This is a genomic window from Amycolatopsis dendrobii (assembly GCF_014145675.1).
Taxonomy (GTDB): Bacteria; Actinomycetota; Actinomycetes; order Mycobacteriales; family Pseudonocardiaceae; genus Amycolatopsis; species Amycolatopsis dendrobii.
This window is the reverse complement of the sequence record NZ_JACGZW010000002.1, coordinates 408659-424324: the sequence shown is the minus strand read 5'-3', so window position 1 is coordinate 424324 and position 15666 is coordinate 408659. Positions and strand designations below refer to the sequence as shown.

Here is a 15666-nt window from a genome sequence, read left to right as displayed (position 1 = left end):
GGACCTGCCCGCGCGGACGGCTAACCGGCCGCGTCCGTGCGGGCAGGCGGGCACGTACCGCCGGGGGCGGTCAGCAGTTCGAAGTGCCACATCTCGTTCGCGTACACCTGGCACAGGCCGTATTTCTCGCCGTGCTGGATGAGCCAGTCGGCGGCTCGGGTGGGGGCGACGTCGACGGCCTTGCCGGACACGTGCGTCGATTTTTCCGGCGTGTTCACGAACTTCCGCGCCTCTTCCAGGCTGCCGTACTTTTCGATGCCGCCGTCGAGCAGCTTCTGCTGGTACTCCTTCGTCCGCCAACCTGACGCGATGTGAATGTCCACTTTGCGCTGACGGGCGTCGGTCGCCGCCTCCTGCAACGCTTTTCGCAATGCCGGATCGAGATTCCCGACGGCGGGGTAGCTCGTGTCGAAGGGCGTGAGCGTGACGCCTTCCGGGGCGCCGCCTTGAGCCGGGTCGTGGTCGGGATCGCCGTCGAGCACCGGGAGGCCGGAGCACCCGGCGACGAGGAACGCGGGCAGCATGAGCAGGATCTTGTTCCGCAGCACGCCGCAACTATCGCGAGCGGGTATCCCCGGAAGGTCCGGCGAATGTCCGCGCCGCGTAACAAGACCGCATGCTCAGGTAACGCCTCAGGCGGTCAGCCCGATCCCCGCTTCGGCGGTGTTGACCAGGAAGGTCAGCGTCTCGTAGAAGTACAGCTCCACAGTGGACGCGTCGTGGCTGGAGTATCCGATGGACAGATCCTGTCCGAAGTGGAGCTCGTAGTCGCCGCCGCGGGTGGACAGGACGCAGGCGCCGTTGATCGCGGGCGTGCGGATGAGTTCGCCGTCCACGATCTGCTTCAGGTGTTCCAGCACCGGATAACCGTGGTTGGCCGCCTCGTACGCGGCGGTGAACTCGTCGTCGCTGAGCAGGACGGTGTACGGGCCGGCCACGCCCGCGTCACGCAGTTCGGCGATCGCGTCTCCGATCGCCTTCGGGTAGCCCGGGGCCTCCGGCGGAAGCGCGATCGGCGACAGCGACGAGGCCGGCCGAATCCCGGTGATGCCCGCCTCGGCGAAACCGTCGAGCACGATCCGGTCCTCGGCGTACGCGATCTGCTGCGCGGCGTCCTTCACCGGCTGCCAGTCCGCGTCCTTCGCGCCCCATTCGACCGAATCGACTTCCTCGCGCGACACCGTGAACGGCACCCGCAGTTCCACGACCCGCTGCGCCGTGCGCAGGCTCGTCGCGACGCCGTCGAACTTGCCGCCGACGCGCTCGCGGCGTCCGGTGCCGACCGCGGCGAGTGTCGGGTCGCCGGTGACGACGACGTCGACCACCCGGCGCGCCGCGGCGAACTCGGCGAAGGTGCGCTTCGCTTCCTCTTCCAGATCCGCCCACGCGGCGGCGGAGATCGGGGCGAGTTCGCGATGCAGGTTGTTCATGACCGAATGCTCCTTCGCAGGCTTCCGATGCCCAGCGACGTCCCGGCGGGCGTCGCGGCAGCCGGCGGTTCCGGCTCGGGCGGGGCGTCCGGCGGATCTTCGAGGAAGTCCGCGGTCGGCACGTAGAACAGTGCGCCGGTGTGCGGCGTGGAGAAGTCGAGAATCCGGTCGTAGGTGCCCGGCGGCGACCCGACGAACATGTTCTCCAGCATTTTCTCGATCACCGCCGGAGATTTGGTGTAGCCGATGAAATAGGTGCCGAACTCGTCGTGCCCTGGACGGCCGAAGGGCATGTTGTCGCGCAGGATGTCGAGTTCGTTGCCCTCGTCGTCGGTGATCACGTTGAGCGCGATGTGCGCGTCGGCGGGCTTTTCCTCGTCCGGCATCTCCACATCGGACAGTTTGCGCCGTCCGATCACCAGCTCCTGCTGTTCGGTGGTGAGCGCGTTCCACGCCGCCATGTCGTGCAGGTACTTCTGCACGACCACGTAGCTGCCCCGGTTGAAGGGTTCGTCGTCGTCCACCAGCACCGCCTGGTTGACCCCGTTGCCGGTCGGATTCTCCGTGCCGTCGACGAAGCCGAGCACGTCGCGCGCGTCGAAGTACCGGAAGCCCTGCACCTCGTCGAGCACCGTCACCGAACCGCGCAGCCGGTCCATGATCAGCGATTCCAGCTCGAAGCAGAGGTCGAGCCGCTCGGCACGGAGGTGGAACAGCAGGTCGGCCCCGGCGGTGACGACGCTCGTGTGCTTCTCGCCGGAGAAAACCGGCAGCTCGTGCAGTTCCGCGGGCCGCGGACCGCCGTAGATCCGGTCCCAAGCCGCCGACGAGATCCCGGCGACACAGGTCAGCCCGGCCCCGGCGTCGCGGAAACCGACCGCGCGCTGCAACCCGGCGAGGTCGGCGAGGAGGTCCTTCGCGGTCTGTTCGGCACCGGCGTCGACCTGGACCATCAGGAAGATCGCCGCCCTGGTCAACGGCGCCGAAACGGCCTGCGGCTCAGGCGGTTCAAGGTCCCCCGCTTGCACGCTCGCGCACCCCTTCTCGCCCGGTGACCGTCCGACCGCATCCTAACCACGGACGGGCGAGTGCACCCGGCATCACCACTCGGGCGGGGTAACCGGCGGGGTAACCGTCAGACGAAGTGCGTGAGCAGCGCCGCGACATCGGCTTCCAAGCCGTCCGCGGCGGCGTCCTGACCGGCGAGTTGCTGCAGCAGAGCCCGCTGGAACAAGCCGTCGAAGGCGGCGTACGCGACCTCCGGCGACACCTGGGCCGGGCGGCCGGTGAACTCGGCGTAGCGCCGCACGACGCGCCACACCATGTCCTGACGCTGTTCGTCGATGTCGAGCACATCGCCGCGGAAGGACTCCTCGAACAGGCTCTGGTTGCGCAGGTCGTACCAGAGGCGGTGCATTGCCGCGTCGGTCCGCAGCGTGCCGGCCATCGCCGCGCCGAAGCCGTGTTTCAGCTCCTCGGCCGAGCCCGCCTCCGCCACCACGTCGTCGTAGCGGGTCACGCAGACCTCTTCGAACTTGCGGACCGCGTAGGTGAGCAGCTCGACCTTGTCCGCGAAGTAGTAGTGCAGGACGCCGTGCGAGAAGTCGGATTTCTGGGCGATTTCGCGCAGGCTCGTGCGGGCATAGCCCAGCTCGGCCAGCGCCTGCAGCGCGGACTCGGCCAGCTGCTCGCGGCGCTGGGCGAACTTGTCCACGGCGCGGCGGGAGATGCGCTCCTTCGCCTGTGTCACACCCGGCAGTCTAGCGCGCCACCGATTCTTGACGAGTGTCTAAGAAAATCTTGACGACTGTCCAAAGTTGGCTACGGTGTGACCTACACCGCACTCGCGGCACGTCTCAAGGAGGAGATGTCGATGGGTTCGTACGACCTGACCGGGCGCACCGCGCTGGTCACCGGCGGCGCACAGGGCCTGGGCCAGGGCATGGCCGAGGCGCTCGCGAAGGCAGGCGCGGCCGTGGTCATCGCCGACGTCCAGGAGGACCTCGGCCGTCAGACCGCCGACGCGATCAAGCAGAGCGGGGCCAGCAGCGGATTCGTCCGGCTGGACGTGACCGACGACGACAACTGGGCGCGGGCGGTCGAGGCCGTGGTCGGCGAGCACGGCGGGCTCGACATCGTCGTGAACAACGCGGGCGTGGAGATCACCGGTCTCGTCGCCGACCTCGACCCGGCCGACGTGCGCAAGATGCTCGAGGTCAACGTGCTCGGCACCTCGCTCGGCGTGAAGCACGCGTTCCGCGCCATGCGTCCTGGCGGCGTCGCCGGACGCGGCGGCGCGGTCGTGAACATCGCCTCGGTGGCCGCGACCATCGCTTTCCCCGGCATCGCGGGCTATTCGGCGACGAAGTCGGCGGTGGACCGGCTCACCCGTGTCGCGGCGATGGAGGCCGGGAAGCTCGGCTACGGCGTGCGGGTCAACTGCGTGTACCCAGGCCTGGTTCCGACGCAGATGGGCAACCAGCTCGCGGCCGACGTGGTCGACGTCGGCCTGTTCCCGAGCATCGAGGACGCGATCGGCGCGGTGGTCGCGCAGACCCCGGCCGGACGGCTCGGCGAGGTCGCGGACATGGCCGACGCCGTGGTGTTCCTCGCCTCCGACGCCGCCCGCTTCATCACCGGCGCCGGCCTCCCGGTCGACGGCGGCATGGGCATGTGAATCCCCTCCAGCGCTCCGGCACTTCAAGAAAGGAAAACCAGTCGTGACCAAGCCCGTCGTCGTTTACGGCGCGTCCGGCTACACCGGCCGCCTGATCTGCGAATACCTCCGCGAGTACAACGTGGCATTCACCGCGGCCGGCCGGGACAAGGCCCGGGTGCAGGCCGCGCTCGACCACATTCCCGGCCTCGACACGGTGGACCACGAGGTCGTCGAGGTCTCCCACGAAACCGGTCCGCTCACCGAGCTTTTCCGGGACGCGTCGGTCGTGTGCAACACCGTCGGCCCGTTCAGCGAATACGGTCACGAGGTCGTCCAGGCTTGTCTCGAATCCGGAACGCACTACCTCGACACCACCGGTGAGCAGGATTGGCTGATCTCCGCCGAAGAACGCTACGGCGCGGACATGGCCGCCAAGGGCCTGCTGCTCTCCCCCGGCATCGCGCAGATGTACACCACCGGCGAGATCGCCGCCAACCTCTGCCTTGAGACGCCCGGACTGGACACTTTGGACATCCTGGTGTTCTGGAAGGGCTACCCCACAGTCGCTTCCACGCAGACCATCCTGGTGAACGCCGCGCTGTCCGCCGCGTATTACCTTGAGCAGAACGAATACGCGCCATGGCCTGCCGACGGCGGACTGCAAGACGTCGCCGTGCCGGGGCACCACGAGATCGGGCTCGCGCTGCCGTGGGGCGGCACGTCGCATCCGGTGTGGTTCAAGAACGATCCGCGCGTGGCCAACGTGAAGGCGGTCGGCGGCGTGTTCGACCGGGCGCTGATGCAGGGCGTGCCGCAGATCGTCGCGGCCGTGCTGGAGCAGGTGAAAGACCTGCCGCTGGAAGAAAAACTCAAGGTGCTGCACGAGCAGGCGGCCGCGGTCCGGGACGAAATGCCGCCAAGGGAAAACCAGCGGATCAACACGTCGCTGGACTCGGTGCACGCGTCCGGTCCACTCGGCCGCGCGCATTGCGTGATCCACGGGACCTGCAATTACAAGCAGACTGGGCTGATGCAGGCGTACGCGGCGTACTCGCTGCTGCAACAGCCGCCGCGGCGGGCCGGGTTCGCGTCGGCGTGCCAGGCGTTCGGGCACCGCGAACTGCTCGGCGTGCTGCGGTCGTTCGGGCTGGTCTCGAATCCGGTTCTGACGGTGCAGTCCTGAGACGGGGAGACGAGCGGTGCGACTGACCGATTACCTCGACAAGGGCGCCTCGCTGGGTCCGTCGGCTCCGTGCCTCACCACGGACGGCGGTTCGCTCAGCTACGGCGAGGTCCAGCAGCTGTCCTGGCGGGTCGCCCGTGCGCTCGCGCGTTCCGGCGTGCGACCGGGCGACAAGGTGGCGATCCTCTCCGCCAACGACCCGGTGTCGTTCGGGTGCGTCTTCGGCATCAGCCGGGCAGGGGCGGTCTGGTGCCCGGTCAACCCGCGCAACGAAGCGGCGGAGAACCGGGAGTTGCTCGACCTGTTCGACTGCACGTGCCTGCTCGTGCAGGAGTCGTTCGCACCGCTCGTCTCCCGCATCGCCGGACAGCTGCCGAAGCTCGCCACCGTGGTGTGCCTCGACGGCTCGTTCGACGGCGCGATCCCGCTGGCCGAATGGCTCGACGGGCTTGCCGATTCGCCCTGGCAAGCGGATCCGCCGGACGACACGGCGATGCTCGTCGGCACCGGCGGCACCACCGGACGGCCGAAGGGCGTGGTGCTGACCGGGCACAACGTCGAAACCATGTCGGCGCTGACGTTGCTGAGCTACCCGTTCCAGCCGCGTCCGCGCTACCTCGCGCTGGCCCCGCTCACGCACGCCGCCGGGGTGCTGTGCTTCCCGGTCCTGGCGCTGGGCGGCGAAATCGTGGTGATGCCGTCGCCGGAGCTCGGCCGGTTCCTCGAACTGATCGAACGGCACCGGATCACGCACACTTTTTTGCCGCCGACGCTGATTTACCTGCTGCTGGACCATCCTGGACTGTCCACAACAGACTTCAGCTCGCTGGAATGCCTGTGGTACGGGGCCGCGCCGATGTCCGCTGCCCGGCTGGAGGAGGCGATCGCCCGGATCGGTCCGGTGCTCGGGCAGCTGTTCGGGCAGAGCGAGGCACCGATGATGATTTCCACGCTGGCCCCGGCCGACCATTTCCATCCGGACGGTTCCCTGGCGCGCGAACGCTTCACCTCCGCGGGCCGTCCGACGCCGCTGACGCAGGTGGCGATCATGGCCGAAGACGGAACCCTGCTGCCGCGCGGCGAACGCGGCGAGATCGTCGTGCGCGGGCCGCTGGTGATGCCGGGCTACTACCGCAATCCCGAGGCCACCGCGGACGTCAGCAGGCACGGCTGGCACCACACCGGCGACATCGGCTACCTCGACGAGGAGAACTTCCTGTACGTCGTGGACCGGGCGAAAGACATGATCATCACCGGCGGGTTCAACGTCTACTCGGCCGAGGTGGAGCAGGCGCTGATGACGCATCCCGCGGTGCAGGACTGCGCGGTGGTCGGCTTGCCGCACGAGAAGTGGGGCGAGCAGGTGACCGCGGTCGTCCAGCTCCACAACGGACGGTCCGCGGCTCCGGACGAACTGCGGGCCACGGTGAAGGACCTGCTCGGCAGCGTGAAGACGCCGAAGGAGGTCCTGCTCTGGCCGGATCTGCCGCGGTCGAAGGTCGGAAAGGTGCTGAAGACCGACGTCAGGGCGCAATTGCTGGCCGAGCGAGCTTAGAACTGCCCGCCGCCCGCGTGCACCGTCTGACCAGTGACCCAGCGGGCCTGGTCCGACGCCAGGAACCCCACGATGTCCGCGATGTCGCCGGGTTCGGCGATCCGGCCGAGCGGCGTCTGCTTCGCGCTGTACTCGACCACGCCCGGCGGCCCGTCCGCGAGGAGCGCCTCGGTGCGGACCGCGCCCGGGAGGACGCTGTTCACCGTCACTCCGCGCGGGCCGAGTTCCTTCGCCAGCACACGCACGAACTGGTCTCCGGCGGCCTTCGCGGCGCCGTAGATTCCGGTGCCGGGCCGGGCCGTCGCAACCACTCCGCTCGACACCACGACGATCCGGCCGCCGTCGCGTACTCGCCGGGCGGCCTCGCGCAAGGCGACGAAGGTGGGCCTCAAGTTGGTGGTGAAGATCAGGTCGTAGACCTCGTCGGTGGCTTCGGCGAGCGGCACGAACCGGGCGATCCCCACGTTCGCGACGACCACGTCGAGACCGCCGAGTTCCTGTTCCGTGCGGTCGAAAAGGCCGCGCAGCTCGGCGTCGTCAGTGACGTCCGCGCGCAGGGCGATCGCCTGCCCGCCGTCCGCGCGGATCTTGGCGACGACGGCCTCGGCCGAGTCCTGATCGGAGCGGTAGTTGACCGCGACGGAAAGCCCGTCCGCGCCGAGCCGTTCCGCGATGGCCCTGCCGATCCCGCGCGAACTCCCGGTGACCAAAGCCGCTCTTGTCTGCACGGCGTCATTCTAGTGGTGCCCGAAGTGCTGTCCCTCGTCGGCGAAACCGTGTGCGGCAAGGAAAACCATCGTCGCCACCGCGAACATCAGCAGAATTCCGACTGCCAGCTTCCGCCGCGGCGGTGCGGCTCCGAATTCCGTGACCAGCTGGTTTCCGGCCAGCAGAAGCAGCGGCTGCCAGCGGGGCCGCGCCGCAGGCGCAGGCAGATCCGCGACCACCTCGTCGAGTTCGTGCCGGTATCGCGCCGCATAGACGGCGGTGACCCGTTCTTCGACCTCGGCCAGGCTCAATCGCCCCTCGCCCGCCGCGTTGTTCAAGGCTTTCGTCGTCTGCTCGCGTTCGGCGTCGGAGTAGCGGACGGGTCGGTCTTCAGTCATGCTTTCCTCCCGGATACGGCTGGAATCAGCCGAACCGCCGCCTTCGCGAGCGGTTCGCGGACCACGAGCCCGAGCGCACCGACCCCGGCGCCGACCACGAACCCCGCGAGCACGTCGTGCGGGTAATGCGCCCCGACGTACACCCGCGAAATCCCCATCAGCACCGCGAAAACGAGCGCCCAGAGTCCCCACTTGCGGTTGACCAGCAACAACGCCACCGCGAACGCGGCGACGACGACCGTGTGGTTGCTGGGAAACGCGTAGTCGGCCGGCGGATCGCACGGCAGCAGCGTGTGCACGCCCGGAACCACCCGGCACGGCCGGACCTCGGCGAACACCGATTTCAGCACTGTGTCCACGGCGAGCGCCACCGCGATCGCGATCGGCACCCACGCCGCGGCCGCGAGCGCCGCCGGCCCCCTGGTCCGCGCGCGCCAGAGCAGCGCGAGGATCACCGGTGCCACCAGGAACACCCCGTACTCGCTGAACGTCGTTGCGATTCCAGCCAGCCAGTGCTGTGACCAGGCGAAATCCGTGACTTCGCGATATAAGCCAGCGTCGATCATCGCGTGGCGCTCCTTCGTGCGCGGACCAGTTCGACCAGCAGCGGGCTCAGCGAAAGCAGCACCACCACGGCGATGATCGGCAGCAGGTACGTGTCGATGCTGGGCACCGACGCACCCAGCCCGTACCCGGCGAGCGTCACCCCGACCGTCCACAGCAGACCGCCGAGCACCTGCCACATCGCGAACTTCGCGGCGGGCATCCCGGCGATGCCGACGAGCGGGTTCAGCACCGTCCGGACCACCGGGATGAACCGCGCCAGCACCACCGCCTTGCCCAGCCCGTATCGGGTGAGCAGCGCCGATCCGCGCGCGACGCCCTCGTGCAGGTGCTTGCTCCGCACGCGGACGAGCAGCGCGCCGCCGCCACGCCGGCCGAGGAGGTATCCGACCTGCGCGCCGAGCAGTGCTCCGGCGGCCGCGGCGACTATGACAGCGGCGAGGGGCAGGTGCAGCTTCGACGAGGCCGCCAGCACCCCTGCGGTGAACAACAGCGAGTCGCCCGGCAGGAAGAAGCCCACGAGCAGGCCGGTCTCGGCGAACATCACCGCGAAGACGCCGAGCGGGCCGAACGCGGCCAGCAGCCACTTCGGGTCGAGCATGCCCACCTCCAACTACTACACAACTGTCGAAATTCTACATGAACGTAGTAGCGAGCCGGGTTGCTTCGACAAACCGGTAGAATTTGGCTCATGCGCAACGGACGGGGCGAGAGCGCCCGGCGGGCTCCCGGCGAGCTGGAGGCCGAGGTGCTCGCGGTGCTGTGGGAATCCGACGAGCCGATGTCGGCCGCGGGCGTGCAGGAACGGATCGGCGGCGGGCTGGCCTACACCACCGTCGTCACGATCCTGTCCCGGCTGTTCGAGAAAGGCGTGGCGACCAGGGAGAAGCAGGGCCGCTCGTTCACCTACCGCGCCGCCGACGACGAACCAGGGCTCGCCGCCCGCCGGATGAGCAAGGTGCTCGACGCCGAGGCGGACCGGTCCAGCGTGTTGGCGAAATTCGTGTCGAATCTGTCCGAATCGGACGAGGCCGTGCTGCGCGACCTGCTGCGCCAGAACGGCGGCTGACCCGTGAACCTCGACCTGCTCGTTCCGCTGCTGCTGCCGCTGGCGTCCTGGCCGGTGGCGCGCTGGGTCGCGCCCCGGCTGTCGCCGCGGCTGGGCAGCTGGCTGCTCGCCGGTTCCGCGCTGGTGCTCGCCGTCGGCAGCACGGCGACGCTCGCGGTCCTCGCGGCGGCGGGCCTCGCGCAGCTGCCGTTTGTCGGCGAGCTGGGCGATTTCTCCGCGGTCGCGTTCCACGGGGCGGACGCGGTGAACCTGCCGCTGGCGATCGTCAGCGGAGTCGCGCTCGTCGTCGCCGGGGTCGCGTTGACGCGGGCGGCGATGCAGTACGCGCGCTGGCACCGGCAGGTGCACGCCGAGCTGAACACGCACACCCGCGAGGCTGGCTTCGTGTTGCTGCCGGGCGAGGAACCAGTCGCGTTCGCGGTGGCCGGAGGCGGCGGCCGGATCGCGGTGTCCAGCGGGATGCTCGCCGCGCTGGAACCTCAGGAACGCCGTGCGCTGCTTGCCCACGAACGCGCGCATCTGCGGTTGCGACACCACGTTTTCGCCGCGATCGTGACGGTCGCGACCACGGTCAACCCGGTGCTGCGTCCGCTCGGCTCGGCGGCCCGGTTCGCGCTGGAACGCTGGGCGGACGAAGCGGCCGCGGACCGGGTCGGCGATCGGAAACTGGTGGCCACGGCGGTCGCGAAGGCCGCGCTGGCCAGCCGGTCCCAGCCGTCGCTCGCGCTTGCCGCGACCGGTGGGCCGGTGCCGCAACGCGTGCGTGCGCTGCTTTCCGCCCCGGCGTCCGGTTCGCGACGGAACCCACTGGCAGCAGTGGCCGTGGCGGTCGTGCTCGGCGCGTGCGCCTGGTCAGCCGCCAGCACGCTCGACGCGGCGACCGATCTCCACTCCGGACTCGAGACCGCCCAGCACGCCGCTTGTGTGCTCGCGCAGGGGACCCACGGCGAGTCCGCGCTGCCGGCATTCCGACACCAGCACCGGGACTGCGCCAAGCGCTGACCGCCACGCTCCCGGCGCGGCGGCGACGTCGGAGTCGTGCAGCAGGATCGTGCCGCCGCCGGTCAGCTTTCGGCACACGGTGCGCACGACCGAGCGCGGAGTGGCTCGACTGGTCCAGTCGAATCCCCAGGTACTCCATAAAACGGGCCGAAGTCCAAGCATGCGCGCCGAGACCAAGGCGCTTGCGCTGAACACTCCGTACGGCGCGCGCAGCCACTGGGGTCGCCGGTTTGCGACGAGTTCGATCAGCTCGACGGTGTGCGCCAGATCGTCGTGAAGGGCCTTCGGCGAGCGGCGCAGGAAGCAGCAGTGATCCCAGCCGTGCACTGCGATCTCGTGCCCGGCCGCGGCGATCTCCCGGCCTAATTCCGGTGCCGCGGCCAGTTCCCTGCCCAGCACGAAGAAGGTCGCGCGGACGTCCAGTTTCTCGAGCTCTCGGAGGAACTGCGGGGTGGACTGCGGGTTCGGGCCGTCGTCGAAGGTCAGTGCTACGTGGCTGGGGTCGCCTCGTCCGGCCAGTTTGGGCGTTCTCAGCTGCGGCACGAAGAACGCCGCTGGTGCTGCGTGCGCGACGGCTGCCGCGGCGAGACCGCGGATCATCCGGCCGCCTTGACCGGTCGGCGCAGCAACCACTCCAGCTCCTCGGTGAGTTCGCTTGGCGAATGGACCCACGGCACGATGCCGTCGTTGTGCAGCACGGCGGCGTTCGCGCGGCCGTGGCCGGGCAGGCAGCGGTAGGTCAGCACTGGGAGGCCGGTCGCGAGTGCCTCGGACGTCGTCAGCCCTCCCGCGTTCTGCACCACGACATCGCACGCGCGCATCAATTCGGGCATCCGGTCGACCCAGCCGAATACGTGCCGATGTCCGGTTTTCCGCAGTCTTTCCGCCAGCGCTTCATTGCGGCCGCACACTACGACCGGTTCGACGAGGCCGGTCGCGAGGAGGTCGTCGGCGGTCTGTCCGATTTGGCCGACGCCCCAGGAGCCGGCCACGACCAGCGCGAGCGGGCCGTCGTGCGGAAGACCGAAGGCGAGCCGGAGCCGCAGCCGTTCGGTGATCCCGGCGGCGGGCCGGAAGGTGGGCGCGACTAGCGGACGCGAGACGAGCGTGCGACCGGCGCCGAGCGCTTGGGCCTGGCGGGCGGCGGTTTCGTTGGGAGCGACGGTGAGCGTCGCGTCCGGGCTCACGCACAGGCGGTGCACCGACGGGTCGGTGAGGTAGACGACCAGCGGCGCGGTCAGTTCGTTCGACCGCCGCAGCCTCGCGACGGCATGTGTCGCGAGCGGGTAGGTCGACACGACGACGTCGGTGTTCTCCCCCAGCAGCTCCCGCATCTTCGGCGTGGCGAGCCCGGCGAACCGGCGGGCGGCTCCAGCCAGCGCGGGGGTGCCGAGTGCGCTGAGGAGCCAGTCCCAGCTGCGCGGCATGGTGTTCAGCTGCTGGTGGTAGGCGCCGCAGAGCAGTTCGCCGAGCCTTCCCGGGAGCAGGTCCAGGAAATCGGCGCGGACGACGTGTGCGCCGCGGCCGGAAAACCACCGGTCCAGCTCCCTGGCGGCACCGTCGTGTCCCGCTCCGATCCGGGCGGACACGATCACCACGCGGGCCATCGGGCACCTCTTTCTGCTTCTACACGGCTGTAGTAAAACTACATCGCTGTAGAATGAGAGTCGAGACCGGACCGCCCGCGGAGATACACCCTCGGTCCGACATTCCGGGCGCCCTCTCCGCAATTTGGGGTAAGCGGTAACCCGTCCAGGTGAGACGCCCGCTACCGTGGGTCTTTCGACCACCGGATGTGGCAGGAAGAGGAACCCCGATGCGTCGCAAGACTTCCAGCGCGCTCCGCGTCGCCCAGGTGCTCCTGGCCGTAGTTTCGCTGCTGGTCCTCGGCGGCACCGCGTTCGCGTGGTCGAAGCTGAACCAGATCACCGACGGCCTGACCAGGTCCGATGTGATCGGCTCCGGATCGAACTCGCCGATGGACGAGCAGAACATCCTGATGGTCGGCCTCGACACGCGCACCGACGCGGAGGGCAACCCGCTGCCCGAGGACGTGCTCGACCAACTGCACGCGGGCGGAGCCGAGGACGGCGGCGACACGACCGACACGATGATCGTCGTGCACATCCCGGCGGGCGGCGGGAACGCCACCGCCATCTCCATCCCGCGCGACTCGTATGTCCAGCTTGCCGGGAAGTTCGGGAAGCACAAGATCAACTCGGCTTATACCTATGGGCAGACCGCCCGGAAGAACGAGTTGAAGGCTCAGGGCGAGTCCGGGGCGCAACTGGAGACCGACTCGGCTCAGGCTGGGGCCAAGACGGCGATCGAGACCGTGCAGCAGTTGACCGGGTTGACTATTACGCACTACGCGGCGGTTAACCTGGCTGGGTTTTACTACGTTAGCCAGGCCGTTGGCGGGGTGCCGGTTTGCCTCAAGGCACCGGTTCGGGATTCTTACTCTGGGGCTAATTTTGCCGCCGGGCCGCAGAATGTGGCTGGGGCGCAGGCGTTGCAGTTCGTGCGGCAGCGGCACGGGTTGCCCAACGGGGACCTGGATCGGATCAAGCGGCAGCAGGTCTTTATGGCCAGTATGGCTAAGACCATTCTTTCCGCTGGGACGCTTACCGACCCCGGCAAGCTGGATGCGTTGATTGGGGCGGTCAAGAAGGCTGTCGTTGTCGATACCAACTGGGATTTGCTCGGGTTTGCCCAGCAGTTGCACGGGATGAGCGCTGGGAGCATCAACTTCGTCACCGTGCCGGTGGTCAGCATTACGCTGAAGACGCCCAATGACGGGGATGCGGTGCAGGTGGATCCTCAGCAGGTGCAGAAGTTTGTCCGAGAGCAGACCGGGAGTGCTTCGTCGCCGTCGTCTTCGGCTTCCGCGCCGCCGTCTTCTGCTTCTGGGGATCCGGCGCTGGCCGGGTATGTGGTGGATGTGCGGAACTCTTCTGGCGTGGACGGGCTGGCGAACCGGGTTGCGGACAAGCTTGCCGCTGCTGGGTATCAGCGGGGATCTGTGACCAATAGCGCTACTCGGCGGACTTCTACCGTTTACTACGGGCGGGGGCAGCGCAGTCAGGCTGAGGCTATTGCGACGAAGCTTGGCGGGGTTGCGGTGGCTTCGGACAGTTCCCTGGACAAGGATCATTTCCGGGTTTATTTGGGGCAGAAGTATTCGGATGATGCCGGGGTGCATCCGGCTGCTGCTCCGGCGGTTATGGAGCCTCCGGCTGGGGGCGCTGGAAGTGCGCCGGAGATTACAGCTGATGGGGTTACTTGCGTGAACTGACTGCTCGTGCGTCGCGCATCGCGGGCGGGGTTGCGTGGGGCACCCCGAAGCTTGATTGTGATGACGGTCTGGGGTGGCTTGTCAAGGCGGGAAAGATGCCTTGACAAGCCACCCCAGACCGCATTCCGGCTTCGTATCGGGGTGCGGGGGTGGTGGTGGGTGCACTTCGAGTTGGGTGCGCTGGCCGCGGTTTCCGGCGCGTGGTTCGGGTGGTTGGCGGGGTTGTGCTTGCGGCCGCCGGTTGAGGGCGGGTAGCGCCCCAATGTGGCATTGGGTGCGTCAGACGCACCCAATGTGGCGTTCGGTGCATGCGATGCACCCAATGCCACATTGGGGCACATCTCGGAGGGCACAACTCGGAGGGCGCGGGGCGAGCGAGCGAGCGGGTCGTGAGGGGGACCCCTGACGGAATCAGAGTCCCTGCAGGTGGCCCTCACGTGCCTCGGACGGGGCGGCGGGGGACGCAAAACGGGCCGGCCCTAAGAGGACCGGCCCGTTGCTAAAGCTGGGTTATGCGTTAAATCAGGCGTTGCTGCGACGGCGGCGGACCACCAGGATCATCGCGCCGCCTGCGATCACCAGGGCTGCGCCGATGCCGATGGGCAGGGCGGCGTTCACGCCGGTGTTCGCCAGCGGGGTCTGGCCCGAGTTGTTGCCGCCGGCCGCGGGGGCGGTCGTCGCGGGCGCGGTGGTCACCGGGCCCGTTTCGGTCCAGGTGCCGGTCGCGGCGGCTTCGACGGTGCTCTTCTGCGACTGCGCCACGATCAGCGACTGCGCCGGCTTGTCCGCGTAGTTCTTGGCCACGAACAGGCGACCCGTGTTGACGTCACCAGCGGCCTTCACCGCGAGTTCGGCCGTGCCGGGCTTCGCGTCCTTCGCGACGTCCAGGAACAGCTTCGTGCCGTTCTTGATCGCCGAGGACTTGATCTCCTCGCCGTTCTCGCCGACGACCTTCACGCCCTCGGGGAGCTTGCTCGTGAAGTCGGTGACGCTGCCGGTCGTCGCGACGGTGAACGGGCCGATCTTCGTGCCCGCTTCGCCGCTTGCCTTGGCCGGCGTGATGCTCAGCGTCGGCTTCTTCTCCTCGACGCCGGTGTTGGCGTCGCCGGTCAGGTAGTTGTACAGCGCGAGGACGTCAGCCGCCTCGTCCGGGGAGCCGTTGGCCAGCGGGTTCTCGGCGTCGAGGTCCTTGCCGTCGCTGTAGTGCCACACCGCGGCCTGCGTCGCGGTCAGCGCTTCCTTCGTGGACAGACCGTCGTGGAGCTTGGCGCCCTTGTCGGTCAGCGTCTTCTCGAGCGACGCCGCGTCCTCGGAGGGGTAGCTGTGGTGCAGCACCCAGTTGATGTTCTTGTTGTTCTTGCGGAACGGCGACTTCGCGTCGGGGTAGTCGTTCCAGGCGTGTTCGACCATCGTCTCGCCGAAGCGCGCGCCGACCTCGATCTGCACGCAGTACATCTTCGAGACGGCACCGTCGGACAGCTTCAGGTTGAACAGCGTCGTCTGAACCGTGCCCTTGCCGGAGACGTTGACGTCGAAGCCAGAAGTGCCGCCGTGCTCCAAGGTGCCCGAGGCCGCGCCGCTGCGCGCCGTGGGGGCGTTGTCGTCGGCGAGGGCGACCGGCGCGGCGATCATGAGCGCCGCTGCCGCGGACACCACCGCGGCCCCTCCCCGGACCAGAATTGACCTGCCGTGCATGCTTTCTCCCATCCAGTCCCGAACCACGAACGACGGACCGCGTGAGACCACATCTCCCCGACCACGACGGCCACCAATTCGGGTGAAGAATCCACCCAGTCAAGCGAT

The 15666-nt window shown here is 68.5% G+C and carries 16 protein-coding genes and 1 pseudogene; 6 read left to right on the top strand and 11 right to left on the bottom strand.

Going from position 1 to position 15666, the window contains the following annotated elements; translation table 11 throughout:
* Nucleotides 1-20: 20 nt before the first annotated feature.
* The 4 genes from H4281_RS06135 to H4281_RS06120 all read right to left on the bottom strand — a co-directional run bounded on the left by H4281_RS06135 (nt 21) and on the right by H4281_RS06120 (nt 3180).
* Nucleotides 21-548, bottom strand: a complete 528-nt coding sequence (locus H4281_RS06135; protein ID WP_182889883.1) for a M15 family metallopeptidase — start codon at nt 546-548, stop codon at nt 21-23.
* A gap of 84 nt (nt 549-632) precedes the next feature.
* A complete protein-coding gene (locus tag H4281_RS06130; RefSeq protein ID WP_182889882.1) occupies nt 633-1430 on the bottom strand; it encodes a family 1 encapsulin nanocompartment shell protein in 798 nt (265 codons plus the stop codon).
* Nucleotides 1427-2458: a Dyp-type peroxidase gene (locus H4281_RS06125; protein ID WP_182889881.1), complete on the bottom strand. Its 1032-nt coding sequence runs from the start codon at nt 2456-2458 to the stop codon at nt 1427-1429. Before H4281_RS06125 ends, H4281_RS06130 begins: the two co-directional genes overlap by 4 nt.
* Before the next feature lie 107 nt (nt 2459-2565).
* Nucleotides 2566-3180 carry a TetR/AcrR family transcriptional regulator gene (locus H4281_RS06120; protein ID WP_043828030.1) on the bottom strand — a complete coding sequence of 205 codons (615 nt, stop codon included), beginning with the start codon at nt 3178-3180 and terminating at the stop codon, nt 2566-2568.
* A gap of 78 nt (nt 3181-3258) precedes the next feature.
* Between H4281_RS06120 and H4281_RS06115 the strand changes: the two genes are divergently transcribed.
* The 3 genes from H4281_RS06115 to H4281_RS06105 are packed head-to-tail and all read left to right on the top strand — an operon-like array spanning nt 3259 to nt 6827.
* Nucleotides 3259-4107 carry an SDR family NAD(P)-dependent oxidoreductase gene (locus H4281_RS06115; RefSeq protein WP_237597231.1) on the top strand — a complete coding sequence of 283 codons (849 nt, stop codon included), beginning with the start codon at nt 3259-3261 and terminating at the stop codon, nt 4105-4107.
* Nucleotides 4108-4150: 43 nt separating this feature from the next.
* Entirely contained in the window at nt 4151-5272 is a 1122-nt protein-coding gene (locus H4281_RS46520; protein WP_182889880.1) for a DUF5938 domain-containing protein, read from the top strand.
* Between the two features lie 16 nt (nt 5273-5288).
* Entirely contained in the window at nt 5289-6827 is a 1539-nt protein-coding gene (locus H4281_RS06105) for an acyl-CoA synthetase (protein WP_182889879.1), read from the top strand.
* Here the strand turns inward: H4281_RS06105 and H4281_RS06100 are convergent.
* The 4 genes from H4281_RS06100 to H4281_RS06085 are packed head-to-tail and all read right to left on the bottom strand — an operon-like array spanning nt 6824 to nt 9098.
* On the bottom strand, nt 6824-7555 hold the full coding sequence (locus H4281_RS06100; protein ID WP_182889878.1) for an SDR family oxidoreductase: 732 nt from the start codon (nt 7553-7555) through the stop codon (nt 6824-6826). The genes H4281_RS06105 and H4281_RS06100 overlap by 4 nt on opposite strands.
* A 9-nt stretch (nt 7556-7564) precedes the next feature.
* Nucleotides 7565-7933, bottom strand: coding sequence for a DUF1707 SHOCT-like domain-containing protein (locus H4281_RS06095; protein ID WP_182889877.1), 369 nt, complete (start codon nt 7931-7933; stop codon nt 7565-7567).
* Nucleotides 7930-8499 (bottom strand): phosphatase PAP2 family protein, encoded by a 570-nt coding sequence (locus H4281_RS06090; RefSeq protein WP_182889876.1) that lies wholly within the window; start codon nt 8497-8499, stop codon nt 7930-7932. The genes H4281_RS06095 and H4281_RS06090 overlap by 4 nt, the downstream gene beginning before the upstream one ends.
* Nucleotides 8496-9098 carry a DedA family protein gene (locus H4281_RS06085; RefSeq protein WP_182889875.1) on the bottom strand — a complete coding sequence of 201 codons (603 nt, stop codon included), beginning with the start codon at nt 9096-9098 and terminating at the stop codon, nt 8496-8498. The genes H4281_RS06090 and H4281_RS06085 overlap by 4 nt, the downstream gene beginning before the upstream one ends.
* Before the next feature lie 90 nt (nt 9099-9188).
* On the opposite strand from H4281_RS06085, the gene H4281_RS06080 reads away from it, so the two are divergent.
* Nucleotides 9189-9566, top strand: coding sequence for a BlaI/MecI/CopY family transcriptional regulator (locus H4281_RS06080; protein WP_043828018.1), 378 nt, complete (start codon nt 9189-9191; stop codon nt 9564-9566).
* Between the two features lie 3 nt (nt 9567-9569).
* Nucleotides 9570-10568 (top strand): M56 family metallopeptidase, encoded by a 999-nt coding sequence (locus H4281_RS06075; protein ID WP_182889874.1) that lies wholly within the window; start codon nt 9570-9572, stop codon nt 10566-10568.
* Nucleotides 10569-10724: 156 nt separating this feature from the next.
* Here H4281_RS06075 and H4281_RS45165 read toward each other — a convergent pair.
* Nucleotides 10725-11168: pseudogene (locus H4281_RS45165) on the bottom strand (polysaccharide deacetylase family protein); the annotation flags it as partial.
* On the bottom strand, nt 11165-12175 hold the full coding sequence (locus H4281_RS06065) for an MGDG synthase family glycosyltransferase (RefSeq protein WP_182889873.1): 1011 nt from the start codon (nt 12173-12175) through the stop codon (nt 11165-11167). The pseudogene H4281_RS45165 and the gene H4281_RS06065, both read right to left, overlap by 4 nt.
* A gap of 209 nt (nt 12176-12384) precedes the next feature.
* On the opposite strand from H4281_RS06065, the gene H4281_RS06060 reads away from it, so the two are divergent.
* Nucleotides 12385-13863, top strand: a complete 1479-nt coding sequence (locus H4281_RS06060; RefSeq protein WP_182889872.1) for an LCP family protein — start codon at nt 12385-12387, stop codon at nt 13861-13863.
* A 522-nt stretch (nt 13864-14385) separates the two neighbouring features.
* Here the strand turns inward: H4281_RS06060 and H4281_RS06055 are convergent.
* The gene (locus H4281_RS06055; protein WP_182889871.1) at nt 14386-15558 is read right to left on the bottom strand and encodes a thioester domain-containing protein; all 1173 of its coding nucleotides are present in this window, start codon (nt 15556-15558) and stop codon (nt 14386-14388) included.
* Nucleotides 15559-15666: the final 108 nt, after the last annotated feature.

Excerpts from the sequence above, each read along its gene's own strand:
- H4281_RS06130 (WP_182889882.1), bottom strand. The coding sequence starts at position 1,430 with ATGAACAACCTGCATCGCGAACTCGCCCCGATCTCCGCCGCCGCGTGG.
- H4281_RS06095 (WP_182889877.1), bottom strand. The coding sequence starts at position 7,933 with ATGACTGAAGACCGACCCGTCCGCTACTCCGACGCCGAACGCGAGCAG.
- H4281_RS06090 (WP_182889876.1), bottom strand. The coding sequence starts at position 8,499 with ATGATCGACGCTGGCTTATATCGCGAAGTCACGGATTTCGCCTGGTCA.
- H4281_RS06085 (WP_182889875.1), bottom strand. The coding sequence starts at position 9,098 with ATGCTCGACCCGAAGTGGCTGCTGGCCGCGTTCGGCCCGCTCGGCGTC.
- H4281_RS06080 (WP_043828018.1), top strand. The coding sequence starts at position 9,189 with ATGCGCAACGGACGGGGCGAGAGCGCCCGGCGGGCTCCCGGCGAGCTG.
- H4281_RS06065 (WP_182889873.1), bottom strand. The coding sequence starts at position 12,175 with ATGGCCCGCGTGGTGATCGTGTCCGCCCGGATCGGAGCGGGACACGAC.
- H4281_RS06060 (WP_182889872.1), top strand. The coding sequence starts at position 12,385 with ATGCGTCGCAAGACTTCCAGCGCGCTCCGCGTCGCCCAGGTGCTCCTG.
- H4281_RS06055 (WP_182889871.1), bottom strand. The coding sequence starts at position 15,558 with ATGCACGGCAGGTCAATTCTGGTCCGGGGAGGGGCCGCGGTGGTGTCC.